This window comes from Nesterenkonia populi, assembly GCF_007994735.1.
Classification (GTDB): Bacteria; Actinomycetota; Actinomycetes; order Actinomycetales; family Micrococcaceae; genus Nesterenkonia; species Nesterenkonia populi.
Map to the genome: position 1 here is coordinate 2,211,604 of NZ_VOIL01000001.1, position 14,448 is coordinate 2,226,051.

The window sequence follows — 14,448 nt, forward strand, 5'->3', positions numbered from 1 at the left end:
TCACTTGGTCGAGGTCAGGGATTCAGAGGGTTGGCTGATGGCGGCGCGGACGGCCGCGGCGATAGCGGGGGCGCCAGGGGTGTCGCTGTGTACGCAGACGGTGGCGATGGAGGCGAAATTGGGGTTAAGACGCATATGACGGACACGGTCTGCCACGTCCTCAGGAGTTCCCAGCTGCTCGGGTGTCCAGCCGAACATCTGCACCTCGGAGGCTGCGTAGGGACGGTCGGCGAAGTACTCCGGAACTGTTGGCATTCCTGCGGCATCGGCTGCTTCCAAGAGCCGGGAACCTGGTAGTCCATAGATCTGCAAAGCTGGGTTGATGCGACGGGACGCAGCGACGATCGCTTCGGCAAGTTCGGTGTCCTCACAGGCCATCATGTAGAGCGCCCCGTGGGGCTTCACATGGTTCAGGCTCTCACCTGCGGCCATGAGGAAAGCTTGCAACGCACCAATCTGGTAAAGCGCGGAGTCGTAAGCTTGGGCGGGAGTGATGTCAATGCGCCGTCGGCCGAAACCTTCCCGGTCGTTGAGTCCGATGTGAGCGCCAATGCGGAGCCCTCTCCGGGCCGCTGCAGCTACTGAGTGACGCATAATGCTGGGGTCCCCGCCGTGGAACCCACAGGCGACATTGACGCTGTCGACATACGCCATCACAGCCTGGTCATCACCGTGGCGGTAGATGCCGAAGCTTTCGCCCAAGTCGGCATTGAGTTCCAGGCCGCTCACGAAACGGTCTCCGGCTGCGGGGTTCGGCGGGCTTGCAGCAGCGCAGTGATCTGGGAGGCCAGCTGCAGCAGCTTTGTTTCACCCAGTGGTGTCCCCAGAATCTCCAGGCCCACGGGCAATCCCGTTTCGGTGAATCCTGCGGGTACGCTGATCGCCGGCAGACTGGTCTGAGATCCGATCACCGTATTGGTGGGGAAGGTCAGGGCGGTCCACTTGCCGGCGTCGAGCTCCTCGTGGGTCGGGGAGGGGACCTGAACGCTGGGGTAGATGAGGAAGTCCACCTTATGACGTCCCATTAAAGTCAGCGCGTGTCGACGCAGAGCGTCCTGCTTCATTCGGCCGTTGAGATAGGCAAAGTTCTCCTCGGGGACATCTGCTGCCCCGGTGATGTCGTGGAAGAGGTCGTTCTCTCGGTGGAAGACTCCAGAGTTATAGACATCCTCGAAGCTATTGATCCCACGGTGGCCCCGTGCTGCTAAGAAGCGAGTGAGGTCATGCTTGGAGATCTCGGTGTAGACCGAGGTTTCTTCAATCCAACCGTACAGATTCTCGATCTCGATACCGGGGGTGATGGCCGCGCCAGCGCCTCTGATTGTGTCGACGGCGGTGCGGATGACCTGGTTGACCGGGCTGCTGTCTGGGTCCTCGGGGCCGAATGCTGAGGCTAGGACTCCCAGTCGGGCCTCGTCGAGGGGCTCCGCCTCGGCAAGCGACTCGGCATACCTGCCGGTCTCGGTGCCCGCGCTAACAGAGGTGTATTCATCGGCAGGGTCGAATCCGGCCAGGACATCGAGCAGGCGTGCGGCGTCCTCTACGGTGCGGGCAATGGGGCCGGGAGTGTCTTGAAAATGAACCAGGGGAGAGAACCCGGTGCGCGGTACCAGTCCGGTGGTGGGGCGCAGGCCCACCACATTGTTGAAGGAGGCAGGGATGCGGATTGATCCGCCGGTGTCCTCACCAACCGCTATTAAACAGAGGTTCGCTCCGACAGCGCTGCCGCTGCCCGCGCTGGAACCGCCGGAGTCGCGGCTGAGGTCGTAGGGAGTTTTGGTGTGCTCGGTCATCGAAGAGGATGAGAACCAACCGGCGGCGAAGTCGCACATGGTGGTCTTGCCGAGGATGATCGCACCAGCCTCGCGCAGCCGGGTGACGATGGTCGCATCAGCCTCAGGGATATAGTTCTCGAAGAGCCGGGAACCGAAGGTCGTGCGTAGACCTGCGGTCTCGGCCTGGTCCTTCACCAGAACGGGGACGCCATGGAGCTCTCCGGTGAAGTGGCCTTGGGCGGCGTAGTCGGCGTCGAGCTTCCTGGCCGACGCGAGGGCGTCCTCGGCCACTGTGGTGACGGCGTTGAGCTGCGGCCCGGACTGGGAGAGGGCTGCGATACGGTCTAAATACCACTCAGTCAGGGCCTCAGCCGTGGTTTCCCCGGCCCGCAGCATCTGGTGGTAGCGAGTGATCGTGAGCTCTTCGAACATTGGGGGCCTTCCTGAGAGTCAGCGGAGTGCGGTCAGAACGATGTCGCGGGTGTATTCCAGGTGGGAGCGCAGGGAGATGAGCAGCCCGTCGAGATCTCGGCTACGAATGTGATCCATGAGGACGGCGTGCTGACGGTCAGCTTCCTCGTAGGTCTCCACATTGGAGGCGTAGATCGCCAAGTAAGGAGAGACTCGATCCCAGATGGACTGGAGCATTTCCAGAAGTTGGCTGGAGCCGCAACAGTCGTAGAACCTCCGGTGGAAGTCTTGGTTGAGCTCTCGCCATTCGGACGGCTGGAGGTCTCCGGCCTGCATGGCTTGCAGGATGTCCTCGATCTCGGCGATGTCACCCTCTCTTGCGGTGCTCATGGCCCATTCGCTGGCCAGCGCCTCAAGTCGGAAGCGGATTTCGAAAACGGCGTGGATCTCCTCGGCCTCCAGACGGGTGACCTGGAAGGCTCTCCGCTCAGCCTCAACCAGCCCCTCAGCCTGCAGCTGGCGCAGCGCACCACGCACGGGCATAGCGCTGACTCCGCACATCTCGGCCAGCTTCCGAATGGAAAGCTTCTGGCCAGGTACCAGCTCGCCGGTGGTGATCCAGGTGCGCAGCAGGCGGTAGACCTCTTGGTCCGCAGTGCGAATCGTGATCGGGGTGACGGGCACTTCCTTTGGCATGCAAACTCCCAGTTTCGTGATCTGTGATCACAGTTGAGAGTAGGGGTGAGGTATTGCTCCGAAGTGGCCGGAGTGTTTCAAGCAGGTTTCATTACTCCTTCGATCCTGTGGTGGCGCTCATGCTGCCCTCCTGACCTGATGATGTTGCTCAGCGGGGGTGGTCCCGAAGAGCTGGTCATAGGAGGCCAGGTCCCGGGTACCGGCCATCGCTGCCCTCCCGGCGGGCTGGGATTTGATACGCCCGTACTCAGCCCGCAGGCTCCTGGCGGTATGCACGTGAGCGGAGTCTGTGATGGTCTGCTCCTTGGCCCAGCAGCGCCGGTGATCGGCTACCACCTGGCCCTCACAGACGGCCACGACGCGCTCCAGGGTGCCGGTGACCTGGACGAGCCTGCCGATACAGCGCGGATTGCTCTAGACCGATTCTCAAGATACTTGGGGCAGCTACCTACTGTGGTTAGCCATCGGCACTATTCGTCATGCTCGCCGGCCGCTCCACCGACTCACATAAAGCCACCGTGGCAGGCCATCCTTACGTACGCGGACTCCTGATCAGTCTGACCAACCCGAAAATTATGCTTTTCTACGTTGCGGTGCTACCCCAGTTCTCAGGAGATGCCCAGAATGCAGGTCTCCAATTCGCCATGCTGGGAGCCGTCAATGTTGCAATGGAAGTCATCCTCTACGGCGGAATAGAAATTATTGCAGGAATCTTCAATGTCCGTTTTCGAGGATCCAGCAAGGGAGCGGTCACGCTGAGTTACATTGCCGGAAGCATGTACATGGTGCTGGCTGGAGTCGCTGTCGCAGACGTCCTGGGAGGGGGCATCCTCTCCTAATCTGAAAGGGCGCAACGGCGCACAACCGTCTAAACGCGCCAGCACGAGACATAGCCAGCTCAGTCGTCCATGTGAATGGATAAACCCGTCTCTCCTGGAAGTATGTGAGACTCCAGTTCCCACTGGTCAGTATATTGCCCGGTAAATTGCGGGCGATATGACAAGGGCTCTTCTTCAAACAGACCATCCAGCCGCGCCAGGAGATCTTCCCGCGCCTTCTCGTAGTCTGCTGTGAAGTCTGCACTGGCAAGCGCCCAAGGCTTCAGCACGCTCATACCGGTGTAAGCGAAGGTGCCGTGCAGAAGCCCGAAGAGGAGCTCTGGCAGTTCTCCGCTTTTCCCACGCGGCCCAATGGAGGCTGGGCGATCTCCCACAGTTACTGCTGCCAGTGCCCGTTTTCCTACGAAAGGCCCCTGCTCGTATCGAAGACGTTTCCCGGAGGCCGGGTCCTTTCCGAAGGCAAAACCGCTGACGAATACCCGGTCGAACCATCCCTTCAGGATCGCAGGCATCCCATACCACCACAGCGGAAACTGAACCACCACAGCGTCTGCGCAACGCAGCTTATCCTGCTCCCCCGCTACATCTTCAGGCAACTTCTCTTCGATGTATGCGCTGCGTACGTCGTCGCTCACCCGGAAGCGTTGGTCCTCTGGGACTCCGGCATCTTCTCGAGTGACTACCGGGTTCCACTCCATCGCATAGAGATCAGACTCTAAAACTGTGTGGCCGTCATCCTGCAGGTGCTCGATACCGCCATGTCGCAAACTGTGGTTCAACGACCGTGGTTCTGGGTGGGCACTGAGCCAGAGAATAGTCTTTCGTGTCATGCAGCTATCCTCACCCTAGAGAATACTCTGCGGAAGTACGGACATTTTTGTCTCTAAGGAGCACGCCCATGCGGTTACCAGTGAAGAAAGCTATGGAAGTCTGCCCAGTCGAGGTAGCGGTGTCCGTCTTGGGCGGAACGTGGAAGCTGACACTGGTGAAGCACCTGATGGAAGGCACACGCCGATTTGGAGAACTCAGCCGCCTGGTGCCAAGCGCGAACCGAAAAACCCTCACCCGCCAACTTCGAGAACTAGAAGAAGACGGAATCGTCAGCCGGGAAATATATGCCGAGGTCCCACCCAGAGTCGAATACTCACTTACTGAACTGGGACAGAGTCTCGCGCCACTTATCGACCAAGCAAACCGATGGGGCACAAGCTACAGCCAACACGTGCATACAGAAGCTGCCTCCAGCTAACACCTCGGCAGGTGCTGCCATCTTGCACTCAAACCCATTGACTCCGAATGGCCGCTCCTGAACGGGGCAATTTTTTGTCAGCAGAGTAGCTCCACGACGAGAGCAGCCAAAAAAGCAGCCATTCGGCGCTCTTCGCCAGATACACGAAAACCCCAGATCTGGCGCTGACCTGGGGTTTTGCATGTTTTAGTTGTGTCTAATTTTGACTTCGTGACCCCAGCGGGATTCGAACCCGCGTTACCGCCGTGAGAGGGCGGCGTACTAGGCCGCTATACGATGGGGCCGGACACAAGTATTCATTTTTCTTTTCACATGGGTCGACCCCGGAGCTTTCACTCCGAGGCCTTCGCCATATGGTGACCCCAGCGGGATTCGAACCCGCGTTACCGCCGTGAGAGGGCGGCGTACTAGGCCGCTATACGATGGGGCCGCGTTATTGAATTGATGGGATATTTCTAATAGAAATAAACCGCTGGGCTACTAGGACTCGAACCTAGAATAACGGTACCAGAAACCGCCGTGTTGCCAATTACACCATAGCCCATTGCTTGGCGACTCCGTCGCGCAACAGCACTAAAGTCTACCGGACGAATCCGGCCAAGCACAACTCACGTCAGCGGGACTCAACCATCCCCCGGAAACGGGCGATGCGAGCCAGCGAAGACGCCCTCCCCAGAATCTCCATCGACTCGAACAGCGGAGGGGACACCTTACGCCCGGACATCGCCGCACGCACCGCGCCGAACGCCTTACGAGGCTTCAGACCCAGCCCATCGATCAGCGCCGCCCGCAGCGCCTCCTCGATCGCCCCAGTGGCCCACGCATCGTCCTCGACCTTCTCCAGCGCGGCAGCAGAGGCATCCAGGGTCTCAAGGATCGCGTCCTTCTCCCCCAGCCCGCTGAAGGCCTTGTCCTCAATGACCAGAGAACCGTCCGCGGTGAACAGGAACGCCATCATGTCAGCGCCCTCGGCCAGCAGCGCGATGCGCTCCTGGACCAGCGGCGCCGCACCGTCGAGAATACGGCCCTGCTCCTCCGTCAGGGCCTCACCCACCAGGCCCTGGGCCTGCAGGTAAGGCACCAGCCGGTCACGGAAGTCACCCGGCTCCAGCCGACGGATGTGGGTGCCGTTGATGGCCTCCGCCTTCTTGGAGTCGAAGCGGGCCGGGTTGCCCAGCACATCTTTGACATCAAAGCTCTCCACCAGCTCATCCACAGTGAAGATGTCCTCATCCGCAGAGAGGGACCAACCCAGCAGTGCCAAGTAGTTCAGCAGCCCCTCACGGATGAAGCCCCGATCCCGGTGATGGAACAGGTTGGACTCCGGGTCACGCTTGGAGAGCTTCTTGCTCCCCTCCCCCATCACGTACGGCAGGTGCCCGAAGGCAGGCATGTGCTTCGCCACGCCCACGCCGTGCAGCGCCCGGTACAGGGCGATCTGCCTCGGCGTGGAGGACAGCAGGTCCTCTCCGCGCAGCACATGGGTGATCTCCATCAGCGCGTCATCCACCGGGTTCACCAGCGTGTACAGCGGAGCCCCATTGGCACGGGCGACGACGAAGTCCGGGGTCGAGCCGGCCTGGAAGGTGATCTCCCCCCGGACCAGGTCGGTGAAGGCGATGTCCTCATCCGGCATCCGCAGACGCAGCACCGGCTGGCGGCCCTCCGCGCGGAAAGCCTCCTTCTGCTCCTCGGTGAGGCTCCGGTCGTAGTTGTCGTAGCCGAGCTTGGGGTCCCGGCCGGCAGCCTTGTGCCGCTGCTCGACCTCCTCCGGTGAGGAGAACGCCTCGTACACGTAGCCGGCCTCCAGCAGCTTGGCGAGCACATCCTGGTAGATCTCCCCGCGCTGGGACTGCCGGTAGGGCCCGTGGGGACCACCGGTCTCCGCGCCTTCGTCCCAGTCGATCCCCAACCATGCCAGGGCCTCCAGCAGCTGCTGGTAGGACTCCTCAGAGTCCCTGGCGGCGTCGGTGTCCTCGATCCGGAAGATCAGCTTGCCGCCGGTGTGCCGCGCGTAGGCCCAGTTGAACAGGGCGGTGCGGATGAGCCCCACATGCGGGGTGCCGGTGGGCGAGGGGCAGAACCGGACGCGGACCGGAGTCTCGGCGTCAACAGTGGGGATATCAGCGGGGGCGGCCGCAGGGGTGCTCATAGCTGGGAAGGGTCTCCTTGGTCAGAAAAGTTCTTAGGCAGCGAGAACGTGAGGGGCGAACCGGTCAGCGGCGGAAGGTGTTTCGGAGGACACCGATGCCTTCGACCTCGCCCTCGAACGTGTCCCCTTCGGCGAGCAGCCCGACGCCGGCGGGCGTGCCAGTGAGGATCACGTCACCGGGAAGCAGAGTCATCGCCTGGGAGATGTAGGAGATCAGGAAGGGAACGTCGAAGATCATGTCCGCCGTGGTGCCGTCCTGCACGGTGCTGCCGTTGAGCCGACCACTGATCTCCAGGTCAGCGGGGTCCAGGTCCGTCTCCACCCAGGGGCCCAGGGGCACCGAGCTGTCGAACCCCTTGGCGCGGGCCCACTGGCCGTCGGTGCGCTGGGCATCGCGGGCAGTGACGTCATTGGCGACGGTGTAGCCGAAGATCACCTCAGGCACCCGCTCCTCCGGCACCTCCTTGGCGATGCGGCCGATCACCACCGCCAGCTCCACCTCATAGCTGACCTCCTCGGTGAAGGCCGGCATGGTGATGGGCTCGCCGGGGCCGGCCACCGCAGTGTTCGGCATGAGGAACAGCATCGGCGAGGCGGGCGGCTCGCTGCCCATCTCCTTGGCGTGGTCGGCATAGTTCCGACCCACACCGACCACCTTGGAGCGGGGCAGTACGGGGGCGACCAGGCGGACATCGTCAAGCTGGTGGGTGTTCCCAGTCGGCTGGACCCCGCCGTAGAGGGGGTCGCCGACCAGCTCGGTCAGGGTGTCATCCTCGTTGAGGAGCCCGTAGGCAGGCTCGTCATTGACCACAAATCGGGCGATACGCATAGGTTCAGCCTACCGCCCAGCGTGCCGAACGTTCAGGCCAGGCGGTGCAGCCAGCCGTGGCGATCCTCGACCTTGCCGGTCTGGATGCCGAGCAGCTCCTCGCGCAGACTCATCGTGACGGAGAAGTCGCCCTGCATAGTGATGGTGTCCTCACCGTCGAGCAGCTGACCGATCGGGGTGACGACGGCGGCTGTCCCGCAGGCGAAGGCCTCGGTGATCGTGCCGTCAGCTGCGCCCTCTGCCCATTCGGCCAGGCCGATGCGACGCTCCTCGATGGTGAAGCCGCGGTCCTTGGCCAGCTGAATGATGGAGTCCCGTGTGATGCCCTCCAGGATGGTCCCGGTGAGCTCGGGGGTGATGAGAGTGTTGTCGTCCCGGACGAGGAAGACGTTCATCCCGCCGAGCTCCTCCACCGCGTTCTCATGGAGCGGGTCGAGGAAGAGAACCTGGTCGCATCCCTTCTCAATAGCCTGCTGCTGGGCCACCAGGGAGCCGGCGTAATTGCCGCCGGTCTTCGCCGATCCGGTGCCGCCGGGAGCGGCCCGGACGTAGTCGCGGGACACCCAGATCTTCACCGGGCGCAGCTTGCCGCCGAAGATGTTGCCGGCCGGGGATGCGATGACCCGGTAGCTGAAGGTCTGGGCGGGCCGGACGCCGAGGAACGGCTCATCGGCGAACAGGAAGGGACGCAGGTAGAGGGACTCTCCCTCACCGTCAGGAACCCACGCCTTGTCCTGGGCGAGCAGCTGCTCCAGGGACTCCACGAAGGTCTCCACGGGCAGCTGCGGAAGAGCCATACGCGCCGCGGAGCGCTGGAAGCGCAGAGCGTTCTGGTCAGGACGGAACGTGCAGACGCTGCCGTCGTCGTGCTTATAGGCCTTCAGGCCCTCGAAGATCGTCTCCGCGTAGTGCAGGACAGCCGAGGCGGGACTCAGCTGAAGATCCCCGTAGGCCTCGACCCGGTGATTCTGCCAGCCGCCGTCCGCCCGCCAGTCCACCACCGCGGTGTGGTCGGTGTAGGTGGTGCCGAAGCCAGGCTCCTTGAGGATCTCAGCGATCTGATCCTCGGGGGTCGGGCTGGGGTGCGGGACGAGCTCGAACGTCATAGCGGCAATTCCTCTTCGGTGGCGGGCGGGGTCAGGGAGTGCCCTGGTGGCGGACCTTCTCCACGAAGGCATCGCCCCTCTGGCTGGTGGTCAGGCCGATTCCGCCGCCCTCCATCGCCCAGGCGGTCAGCTGATCGTTGACCGCAGAGTCGATGCGGCGGGCCGGCTCCTCCATCCCAAGGTGCTCCAGCATCAATTTAGCCGAAAGCACGGCGGCAGTGGGGTCAGCGATCTGCTTCCCGGCGATGTCCGGGGCAGAGCCGTGCACAGGCTCGAACAGGGAGGGGAACTCGCCCGAGGCGTTGATGGAGCCCGACGGGGAGAGCCCGATGCCGCCGGTGATGGCGCCGGCAAGGTCAGTGAGGATGTCGCCGAAGAGGTTGTCGGTGACGATCACGTCGAAGCGCTGCGGGTTGGTCACCATGTGAATGGTCGCCGCGTCGACATGCATGTAGTCCCAGGTCACCTCAGGGTGATGCGCTGCGATCTCCTCCGTCAGACGCTGGTAGAGGCTGCCTGAGTAGGTCAGCACGTTGGTCTTGTGCACCATCGTCACGTGCTTCCGGCGCGACTCGGCCCGCTCGAAGGCGTCCGCGACGACGCGGCGGACACCGTGCGCAGTGTTCACCGACACCTCATTGGCGACCTCCGCATCCGTGCCCTGCCGCAGGGTCCCGCCGGTGCCGGCATAGGGGCCCTCGGTGCCCTCCCGGACCACCACGAAGTCGAAGGGCTCCTCGGAGCCCAGCGGGGTGGCGACCCCCGGGTAGGTGTGAACCGGGCGGAGATTGATGTAGTGGTCCAGGCTGAAGCGCAGCTTCAGCAGCATCTGCCGCTCGATCAGCCCCGAGGGGATCTCTGTGCTGCGCGGGTCAGCCCCGACAGCCCCGAAGAGGATCGCGTCATGGGTCTTCAGCTTCTCCAGAGTCTCCTCCGAGAGTGCCTCCCCCGTGGCGAGCCAATGCTCCGCCCCCAGCGGGTACTCGGTGTAGTTGACCTCGATGGGCTCGTGCTCCAGGGCGGCGTCGAGCACCTTGCGAGCCTCGGCGGTGACCTCGGGGCCGATTCCGTCGCCGGGGATGACCGCGATGTTGAAAGTCTGCTCAGCCATGCGGCTCACTTCTCCTCTTCGTGGCGGGGAAAGACCGGTTGGGGCTTGCTGATCGGTGTGTCCGGGGCGAGCCGTTCGCCGAAGGCCGCGAAGGACCGTGGCCCCTCGTTGGAGGCGTTGGTCCGTCCGGCATCGCCGGAAGGCTCCAGGCCCAACGCGTCGAGAAGCTTCTCGGCCGACTCCGGCATCACAGGCTGGGCCAGCAGCGCGACCTTCCGGACCACCTCGGCGGTGACGTACAGAACGGTCCGCATCCGCTCCAGGTCAGTCTTGGCCAGCTGCCAGGGAGCCTGCTCAGCGAAGTACGCGTTGGCCTCCCCCAGCACGAACCAGGTCCGCTCCAGGGCTCGGTGGAAGTCCTGGGACTGGTAGGCCTCACGGGAGATCTCCAGCAGGGACTCGGTCTGCTCCAGAATCGCCGCATCCGCCGCGGCGTACTCCCCCGGCTCGGGAATGGCACCCTCACAGTTCTTCACGATCATGCTCAGGCTGCGCTGGGCAAGGTTGCCGAGGTTGTTGGCGAGGTCGGAGTTCTTGCGTCCGACGACGGCGTCGTGGGTGTAGGAGCCGTCCTGGCCGAACGGAAACTCACGCAGCAGGAAGAACCGCACGGCGTCGAGCCCATATGTCTCCACCCAAGCCTCAGGGGCCACCACGTTGCCCACCGACTTGGACATCTTCTCGCCCGCGTTGTGCAGGAACCCGTGGATCATCACGCGCTTGGGCAGCTCCAGCCCAGCGCTCATCAGGAACGCCGGCCAGAAGATGCAGTGGAACCGGGAGATGTCCTTGCCGATGACGTGCACATCGGCGGGCCAGAACTTCCTGAACTGCTCCGACTCGGCGTCCGGGAAGCCCACGCCGGTGAGGTAGTTGGTCAGCGCGTCCACCCACACGTACATGACATGGTCGAGACTGGTCTGCGGCTCGGTGAGATCCTTGGGCACCGGCACGCCCCAGTCGAAGGTGGTGCGGGAGATCGAGAGGTCCTCGAGCCCGTTCTCCACGAACCGGATCACCTCGTTGAACCGGCTGGCCGGCCCGCCGAAGTCCGGGTTCGCCGCGTAGAAGTCCAGCAGCGGCTGCGCGTACTTCGAAAGGCGGAAGAAGTAGGACTCCTCCTGGGTCCAGGTCACCTCGGTGCCGGTCTCGGAGGCGTAGCGCACGCCGTCGTCGCCGACGTATGTCTCGTCGTCGGCGAAGAAGCGCTCGTCACGCACCGAGTACCAGCCCGCGTAGGTGTCCAAATAGATGTCGCCCGCCTCGACCATGCGCCGCCAGATCGCCTTGGAGGCCTCATAGTGGTCCTCGTCGGTGGTCCGGATGAACCGGTCGTAGGAGATGTTCAGCACCTCGTCGTCGACGCTCTTGAAGGCCGCCGAGTTTCGGGAGGCCAGCTCCAAGGGGGTGATGCCCTCCTTGGCGGCTGACTGCTGCATCTTCTGGCCGTGCTCGTCGGTGCCGGTCAGGAACATCACCTCGTAGCCGTCGAGCCGCTTGAAGCGGGCCATCGCATCCGAAGCGATGTACTCGTAGGCATGGCCGATGTGCGGCTCCCCATTGGGGTAGCTGATGGCCGTGGTGATGTAGTAGGCAGGCTTGGACATCAGTCCTCTTTCTCAGTCCTCGAGGTTGACTTCGGCGGCCAGGGAGGCCTGAACCTCAGCGGCAATCTCGTCCAGCACGCCGGAGGGCAGGGCGGCGTCGATGGCCAGCACCGACAGGGCACGTCCCTCCTTGGTGTTCTGCGAGACCTGCATGCCGGCGATGTTGATGCTGTGCTCTCCCAGGATCTTGCCCAAGGAAGCCACCACACCAGGACGGTCGGCATACTCGAAGACCACCAGGTGGTCGGTGAGGGTGACCTCAAGGTCATACCCATTGATGCCGACGACCTTCTCGATCTGCCGGGGGCCGGTCAGCGTGCCGCGGACCTCCAGGTTGGTGCCGGTGGAAGTGGCCGCACGCACCGTGAGCGCGTTGCGGTAGTCCTCCACGTCCGTGGTCGTGGACAGGCGGGTGGAGATCCCGCGCTGCTCAGCCAGCACCGGTGCGTTCACGTAGGAGACGGGCTCAGTCACCACGTCGGTGAACACGCCCTTCAGCGCAGCCAGCTGCAGCGCAGTGACGTTCTTCTCCGCGATCTCGCCGGCCGCTTCGGTCTCCACATCCGTGAACGCCTCGGTGGACAGGGCAGCCAGCACCCGGCCCAGCTTCTCGATCAGCGGAATGCCGGGGCGGACCAGCTCATCGATGGCGCCGCCGGCAACGTTGACCGCGTCCGGCACCAGCTCGCCGGCCAGGGCCAGCTGCACCGACTTGGCCACCGAGACGCCCGCCTTCTCCTGCGCCTCAGCGGTGGAGGCACCCAGGTGAGGGGTGACCACCACGTTCTCGCGCTGGAAGAACGGCAGGTCGGTGGCGGGCTCGCTGGAGAAGACATCGATGGCCGCGCCGCCGATCTTCCCTGCCTTCAGGGCCTCCTCGAGCGCGTTCTCGTCCACCAGGCCGCCGCGGGCGACGTTGATGACGTAGGCAGTGTCCTTCATGGCCTCGAAGGCGTCTCTGCCGAGCATGCCGATGGTCTCAGGGGTCTTCGGCATGTGGATGGTCACCACGTCCGACTTCGCCAGCAGGTCGTCCAGCTCCACCAGCTGCGCGCCCAGCTGGTGCGCGCGGGCGGAGGTGACGTACGGGTCGTAGGCCAGGATCTCCATGTCGAAGGCGGCCATCCGCTCAGCGACCAGACCGCCGATGCGGCCCAGGCCGATGACGCCCAGAGTCTTGTCCTGCAGCTCCAGACCGGTGTACTTGGACCGCTTCCACTCCCCTGCCTTCAGCGCCTGGTGCGCCGGGGAGATGTTCCGGGCCATTCCCAGAATGTGGCCGCAGGTCAGCTCGGCGGCGGAGACGATGTTCGACGTCGGGGCGTTCACCACCATCACACCGGCCTCCGTGGCCGCCTTGACGTCCACGTTGTCCAGGCCGACGCCGGCCCGTGCCACCACCTTCAGGCTCTTGGCCGCAGCAAAGACCTCCGCGTCCACCTGGGTGGCGGAGCGGACCATGACGGCGTCGGCGTCGACGATGTCCGCCAGCAGGCGGGATCGGTCAGCCCCGTCCGACTGTCGGATCTCGAAGTCGGGGCCCAGTGCCTCAACAGTGGCCGGCGACAGCTCCTCGGCGAGGAGAACGATCGGCTTGCTCATCGCTGGGCCTGGCCCTCCTGGTAGTCGTCCTCCTGGTCATTGATCCAGCTGAAGAGCTGGCGCAGCTCACGGCCCGTGGGCTCGATGGGGTGCGACTGGTTCTTCTGGCGCAGCTGGGCGAACTCAGGGGCACCGGCGCGCTGGTCGTCCATGAACCGCTGGGCGAAGCTGCCGTCCTGGATGTCGGCCAGCACAGCCTTCATGTTCTCCTTCACCTCGGGGCTGATGACCCGGGGGCCGGAGACGTAGTCGCCGAACTCGGCGGTGTCGGAGATGGACCAGCGCTGCTTGGTCAGGCCGCCCTCGACCATCAGGTCAACGATCAGCTTCAGCTCGTGAAGCACCTCGAAGTAGGCGATCTCCGGCTTGTAGCCCGCCTCGGTCAGGGTCTCGAAGCCGTACTGGACCAGCTGGGAGGCTCCGCCGCAGAGCACGGCCTGCTCGCCGAACAGGTCGGTCTCGGTCTCCTCCGTGAAGGTGGTCTCGATGACGCCGGCGCGAGTGCCCCCGATGCCCTTGGCGTAGGCCAGAGCGAGGTCCTTGGCCTGGCCGGTGGCGTCCTGCTCCACCGCGATCAGGGCGGGCACGCCGCGGCCTGCCTCGTACTCGCGGCGCACCACGTGGCCGGGACCCTTCGGGGCGACCATGGCGACATCCACGTTCTCGGACGGCTTGATGAAGCCGTAGCGGATGTTGAACCCGTGGGAGAAGAACAGGGCGTCGCCGTCCTGCAGGTTCGGTGCGACATCCTCGGCGAACACCTTCTCCTGGTGCTGGTCCGGAACCAGCATCATCACGACCTGCGCGGACTTGGCAGCCTCAGCGGGAGCGGCGACCTTCAGCCCCTGCTCCTCCGCCTTGGCGCGGGACTTGGAGCCCTCCTTCAGACCGACGACGACGTCGACGCCGGAGTCGCGCAGAGACAGGGCGTGGGCGTGGCCCTGGGAGCCGTAGCCGATGACGGCCACCGTCTTCCCGGAGAGGACCGAGAGGTCCGCGTCGTCGTCATAGTAGAGGTCAGCCATGGAGTTATCTCCTCAATCAGTGATTCGGTTCAGAAATTTGGTGCGC

General features: G+C 63.9%; 14 protein-coding genes and 3 tRNA genes. 2 read left to right on the forward strand and 15 right to left on the reverse strand.

From position 1 onward, the window contains the following. The 4 genes from FWJ47_RS10280 to FWJ47_RS12450 all read right to left on the reverse strand — a co-directional run bounded on the left by FWJ47_RS10280 (nucleotide 1) and on the right by FWJ47_RS12450 (nucleotide 3,281). Complete coding sequence (locus FWJ47_RS10280; RefSeq protein ID WP_211358996.1) at nucleotides 1–729, reverse strand: 5-oxoprolinase subunit PxpA; 729 nt, start codon at nucleotides 727–729, stop codon at nucleotides 1–3. Then, nucleotides 726–2,207, reverse strand: a complete 1,482-nt coding sequence (locus FWJ47_RS10285; protein WP_147107787.1) for an amidase — start codon at nucleotides 2,205–2,207, stop codon at nucleotides 726–728. The genes FWJ47_RS10280 and FWJ47_RS10285 overlap by 4 nt, the downstream gene beginning before the upstream one ends. Nucleotides 2,208–2,225: 18 nt before the next feature. Next, nucleotides 2,226–2,882, reverse strand: a complete 657-nt coding sequence (locus tag FWJ47_RS10290) for a GntR family transcriptional regulator (protein WP_147107790.1) — start codon at nucleotides 2,880–2,882, stop codon at nucleotides 2,226–2,228. A 117-nt stretch (nucleotides 2,883–2,999) separates the two neighbouring features. Next, nucleotides 3,000–3,281: a Mu transposase domain-containing protein gene (locus FWJ47_RS12450; protein ID WP_425466009.1), complete on the reverse strand. Its 282-nt coding sequence runs from the start codon at nucleotides 3,279–3,281 to the stop codon at nucleotides 3,000–3,002. A gap of 80 nt (nucleotides 3,282–3,361) precedes the next feature. Here FWJ47_RS12450 and FWJ47_RS10295 point away from each other — a divergent pair, with 80 nt between their 5' ends. Next, entirely contained in the window at nucleotides 3,362–3,721 is a 360-nt protein-coding gene (locus FWJ47_RS10295) for a LysE family translocator (protein ID WP_147107792.1), read from the forward strand. 59 nt (nucleotides 3,722–3,780) lie between these two features. Here FWJ47_RS10295 and FWJ47_RS10300 read toward each other — a convergent pair whose 3' ends face one another. Then, complete coding sequence (locus FWJ47_RS10300; RefSeq protein ID WP_211358997.1) at nucleotides 3,781–4,551, reverse strand: NAD(P)H-dependent oxidoreductase; 771 nt, start codon at nucleotides 4,549–4,551, stop codon at nucleotides 3,781–3,783. A gap of 92 nt (nucleotides 4,552–4,643) precedes the next feature. Between FWJ47_RS10300 and FWJ47_RS10305 the strand changes: the two genes are divergently transcribed. After that, a complete protein-coding gene (locus FWJ47_RS10305) occupies nucleotides 4,644–4,970 on the forward strand; it encodes a winged helix-turn-helix transcriptional regulator (RefSeq protein WP_147109340.1) in 327 nt (108 codons plus the stop codon). A 211-nt stretch (nucleotides 4,971–5,181) separates the two neighbouring features. Here FWJ47_RS10305 and FWJ47_RS10310 read toward each other — a convergent pair. From FWJ47_RS10310 to ilvC, 10 genes are all read right to left on the reverse strand, one after another. Then, a tRNA-Glu gene (locus FWJ47_RS10310) sits at nucleotides 5,182–5,254 on the reverse strand. A gap of 70 nt (nucleotides 5,255–5,324) precedes the next feature. Next, nucleotides 5,325–5,400, reverse strand: a tRNA-Glu gene (locus tag FWJ47_RS10315). 42 nt (nucleotides 5,401–5,442) lie between these two features. After that, nucleotides 5,443–5,514 (reverse strand) — tRNA-Gln (locus tag FWJ47_RS10320). A gap of 69 nt (nucleotides 5,515–5,583) precedes the next feature. Continuing rightward, nucleotides 5,584–7,122 (reverse strand): glutamate--tRNA ligase, encoded by a 1,539-nt coding sequence (gene gltX, locus FWJ47_RS10325; RefSeq protein WP_147107795.1) that lies wholly within the window; start codon nucleotides 7,120–7,122, stop codon nucleotides 5,584–5,586. Between the two features lie 64 nt (nucleotides 7,123–7,186). Beyond that, entirely contained in the window at nucleotides 7,187–7,951 is a 765-nt protein-coding gene (locus FWJ47_RS10330) for a fumarylacetoacetate hydrolase family protein (protein ID WP_147107798.1), read from the reverse strand. A gap of 32 nt (nucleotides 7,952–7,983) precedes the next feature. Continuing rightward, a complete protein-coding gene (locus FWJ47_RS10335; protein ID WP_147107801.1) occupies nucleotides 7,984–9,057 on the reverse strand; it encodes a branched-chain amino acid aminotransferase in 1,074 nt (357 codons plus the stop codon). Between the two features lie 31 nt (nucleotides 9,058–9,088). Continuing rightward, the gene (locus tag FWJ47_RS10340) at nucleotides 9,089–10,168 is read right to left on the reverse strand and encodes a 3-isopropylmalate dehydrogenase (protein WP_147107804.1); all 1,080 of its coding nucleotides are present in this window, start codon (nucleotides 10,166–10,168) and stop codon (nucleotides 9,089–9,091) included. 5 nt (nucleotides 10,169–10,173) lie between these two features. Next, a complete protein-coding gene (gene metG / locus FWJ47_RS10345) occupies nucleotides 10,174–11,775 on the reverse strand; it encodes a methionine--tRNA ligase (protein WP_147107807.1) in 1,602 nt (533 codons plus the stop codon). A 12-nt stretch (nucleotides 11,776–11,787) separates the two neighbouring features. Next, nucleotides 11,788–13,377, reverse strand: a complete 1,590-nt coding sequence (gene serA / locus FWJ47_RS10350) for a phosphoglycerate dehydrogenase (protein WP_147107810.1) — start codon at nucleotides 13,375–13,377, stop codon at nucleotides 11,788–11,790. Continuing rightward, nucleotides 13,374–14,402 (reverse strand): ketol-acid reductoisomerase, encoded by a 1,029-nt coding sequence (ilvC, locus tag FWJ47_RS10355; protein WP_147107814.1) that lies wholly within the window; start codon nucleotides 14,400–14,402, stop codon nucleotides 13,374–13,376. The genes serA and ilvC overlap by 4 nt, the downstream gene beginning before the upstream one ends. Nucleotides 14,403–14,448: the final 46 nt, after the last annotated feature.